This window comes from Chamaesiphon polymorphus CCALA 037, assembly GCF_003003845.1.
GTDB classification, from domain to species: Bacteria; Cyanobacteriota; Cyanobacteriia; order Cyanobacteriales; family Chamaesiphonaceae; genus Chamaesiphon; species Chamaesiphon polymorphus.
Map to the genome: position 1 here is coordinate 1 of NZ_PVWO01000662.1, position 2,566 is coordinate 2,566.

Genomic DNA, 2,566 nt, shown 5'->3' on the forward strand with positions numbered 1-2,566 from the left:
GGTTCTATTTCGACATAAGTAAATTTAGCCGGACGAATTACTACTTCGCAAATCGTACTTTTCCCCGAACCTGTCGAGAGTAATTCTTGAGTTTTGGTAATCTTAACTTTTTTACCACTTCTGAGCGAGCGTTCGACTTCTACTTCGCGAACTAAATTTAATAAGTGACAAATCGCCGTCGTCTTACCTGCGCCGACTTGTCCGATAAAGATGAGATTATATCGTTGGATATTCAGAATCTTCCGAATTTTGGTGAGTCTAGCGGCGATATCTTGCATTGCTCTCATCGCAACCAACGCACCTAGATCCGCTAACTGGCTTCTATTTTCGATCTCCAGATCTATTTTGGTCTGAAGGTCGTCAATAATAATATTAATTGGCTGCACGGCAATTAGTCGCATTTACTCACCTATCTAATTGCTAGTATTATGCCCAACTTTGCCTGAGACTACCACGGAGAGGGGGACGGGTGGATAGATAGATGGGTGACAACATCTCAATCCGCAATCCGCAATCCACAATACTGATTTGCATAAATGTCCGTAAATCCACTGAGTGAGTAATAAGAGTCTTAACGGTGCATTTAGTGTTGTCATTCATGAGTGGAGCGAATCTGTCAGAGCCTGAGGATCTGGAAACCCAATTGCGACAAAAGCTAGCGGCGGTTTTGGCAGCTCCGGTGCAGAGTGCCCAACGCGCCCAAGCTATGAGTCGGTTAATTTGCACGCTCAGGCAATTACCAGGCATCAAGATTGTCAACCATCAAGATTATCTGTTGGCACTAAATCAAACTTGGGAATGGATGAGCCGAAATATCGACGAATTTCGAGCTTCGACTAATTCCTTAGAACATGACTTAGTTAAATGGATTAATGGCTATTTGTACTGGCGGATTCGGGATATTTATACAACATCAGCTCTACCAGATCGACAACATCTGAGCTTGGATGAGGAAATCTTCAATCAGGGTGAAACGTATCTCGATCTATTATCAGAATCAGGATTTGGCGATCTTACTCTCGATAATCTCAACGCACATATTGCCAGCTTACAACAGCAGGAACATCGCGAAATTGCCGCTCGAATAGAAGCCTGGATTCAGCTCGATCCGGAAAGACAATTGCAAAGTTGTTACCCAAAAGGTCGCTCTAATTGTAATTGTCAACTACTCGGCGATCGCATCATTGTCAAAGATCCACCAGATTCATTGACTGCACTGGCTAAAGAATTAGATATTCCCTATCAAACTTTAGTCGCTCACTGGAAGCGTAGGTGTTTGCCTATATTGCAAACACAAGCCAAAATTTTTGGTTACGAACCAAATCTCGACGAGCGGATCTAAAACCAAGCTCAACTCAACCTACGGCTAATGTTGGGTTTCTATCGCTCTACCCAACCTACGCCAAAAAATCTTTAAACCACCCACAACACACAAACACTCTCATGAACGCTCACAATTGTTCGACATTGACGATCGATCTCGATCGAACGGCACATGCAACAGCCGCTAAATTTGCATTAGGACAAACCTCGATCGCTAAAGGACGCAAGGTTTATCTCAACACTCTTGCCGTGTATGCGGTGCATCAATATTTCAAGATTATCTATGGAATAGATCTCGATCTGACTCAAAGCGATAGCTGGCAAATCGAGTTGCAAAGCATCATGAATGTGGCAGATTTAGTAATTCCACAGGTGGGGACGATCGAATGTGTAGTAATACTGCCAAGTACGACAGAAATTCAGCTCCCAGCAGCCATAATTGACGATGCGACAACAACAAAACCCGATCGAATCGGCTATGTATTCGTCCAATTTAGTCAAGATCTTCATAGTGTCGAACTATTAGGATTTAGCGATCGAGTAAATACCGAATATGTCTCGATCGATGCTCTCCAATCTTTAGACAATTTATTAGATTTAATCGACACTGGGCGAATTAATCGCCTGCAAGAATTTTTGGTTGGTATTTTAGGAAATGGTTGGCAACCGCTCGAAAATTCGATCGCCTCACCCCAGCGAGAATTTGCCCTGAGAAATACGATTAGTCTGCCCAAGAATACTAGCTACGAGAGCATTCGCGACTTTACCGCTAGCAAAATGATTAACCTCAGAGCCAATATCGCGAATATTCCCCTCTTACTATTAATCGGTTTGAGCGAAGAACCCGATGGACGTATCAAAGTCCGCATCAGACTACATGCTGCTGGCGGCTTACCACTGTTACCCGCACACCTCAAACTCGCGCTCTATGGTGCCAACGAACTGATCTTGAGCGAGATCCAATACCCCGAACCAATGAATTTTATCCAGCTCCAGTCATTTAAATTGCCAGTTGGCACTCAGTTTAAAATTCGGGTAGAGTTAGATAAAAGTAGTTTTACGGAGTCGTTTGTAGCGTAGAGTTGGGAGTTGGGAGTTGGGAGCGGGGAGCGGAGAAGCGGGGGAGATAGAAACAAACATAGATCTATGTGTAGGGGAGGGTTTCGTGCCCAACCGATCCTAATAAGCACCAGTCAAACCCTACCCCGTAGCAACTAAGTCCAACCGACCCAGATCGTACTAG

At 44.0% G+C, this 2,566-nt stretch carries 2 protein-coding genes and 1 pseudogene; 2 read left to right on the forward strand and 1 reads right to left on the reverse strand.

Going from position 1 to position 2,566, the window contains the following annotated elements; genetic code table 11:
- Positions 1–401, reverse strand: a pseudogene (locus C7B77_RS27945) (hypothetical protein); the annotation flags it as partial.
- A gap of 197 nt (positions 402–598) precedes the next feature.
- On the opposite strand from C7B77_RS27945, the gene C7B77_RS27950 reads away from it, so the two are divergent.
- Together C7B77_RS27950 and C7B77_RS27955 are read left to right on the forward strand one after the other, a co-directional pair.
- The gene (locus tag C7B77_RS27950; RefSeq protein WP_106312765.1) at positions 599–1,342 is read left to right on the forward strand and encodes a hypothetical protein; all 744 of its coding nucleotides are present in this window, start codon (positions 599–601) and stop codon (positions 1,340–1,342) included.
- A gap of 101 nt (positions 1,343–1,443) precedes the next feature.
- Entirely contained in the window at positions 1,444–2,403 is a 960-nt protein-coding gene (locus tag C7B77_RS27955) for a DUF1822 family protein (RefSeq protein WP_106312768.1), read from the forward strand.
- The last annotated feature ends 163 nt before the right edge of the window (positions 2,404–2,566 follow it).